The 837-nt window shown below is 35.4% G+C and carries 1 protein-coding gene and 2 pseudogenes; all 3 read right to left on the reverse strand.

Going from position 1 to position 837, the window contains the following annotated elements:
- Positions 1–176, reverse strand: a pseudogene (locus H5232_RS24490) (DUF600 domain-containing protein); the annotation flags it as partial.
- A gap of 26 nt (positions 177–202) precedes the next feature.
- Positions 203–517: pseudogene (locus tag H5232_RS24810) on the reverse strand (YrhA family protein); the annotation flags it as partial.
- Positions 518–653: 136 nt separating this feature from the next.
- Positions 654–837: hypothetical protein (locus tag H5232_RS24025; protein WP_404936415.1), on the reverse strand; the 184-nt coding region annotated here is incomplete at its 5' end.

Below are 837 nucleotides of genomic sequence, written 5' to 3' on the forward strand. Positions count from 1 at the left end.
GTCACGGTAATCGGCTGTTCGCTTGTATCAGCAGCAGTTTGATAATGGGCTTTGCATTCAAGTACGTTTTCATCTTCGCAATTTAAAATGAGTTGTGCTTCAAGCCACGGCTCATTTATTTGCTGATAAAGGTACTGACCGAGTTGTTGGGGGATGTTTTTAATGTCTGGTCGCATATGCTTTCCTTAGCGAAATTTTGGGGTTATTCAAAAATATTTGCTGTTTTAAGTAAAGATCTTATTGCCATACTTAAAGTTGGGAAGCTTTCTAGTTCTTCCCACGTGAAAGAGTCTACTATCTGAAATTGATTTACCTCAAAGTTATAAACCACTCTGGAACTGCTTTCATCACAAAAAGCGACGAAGTTACGTAAAGATTCTTCTATATGAAATTCTTGATTGGCTTCAATAATTCCTGCTAAGTAATATGGTTCATTTTGTTCTTTAGCACTATAGAGATTTAATCCATTTACAGAAAAGCCATTTGATATCTTTAATAGATCTAAAAGTTCATTTGGAGGTTGGAAGTTGAAAGCTTAGGTGAAATGCGTATTAAAAGCTTTTAACTCATCCAAACTTATTGGTGTAAGAAAAAAGCCTTCGCCAAAATGAGTTTGCTCTTCTGAGTTTTTCTCTATCAGGTAATTAATTAATTCATTTACATTTTTCATAGTTACCTCGGATATACATTCCTTTTGGAAATGGCCACTCTGTTGATTTTACATCACCAATTTCTAGCCCATTAGTAGCTCTTTTTTGAAAAGTCGTGAAAGCTGAGTGCTCTGGGCTATTTCTGATGAGTACTAAGTTGCTAAAGTCATTTGTTCCACCATCATCT

The organism is Pseudoalteromonas sp. SG41-5 (assembly GCF_014164495.1).
Lineage (GTDB): Bacteria > Pseudomonadota > Gammaproteobacteria > Enterobacterales > Alteromonadaceae > Pseudoalteromonas > Pseudoalteromonas rhizosphaerae.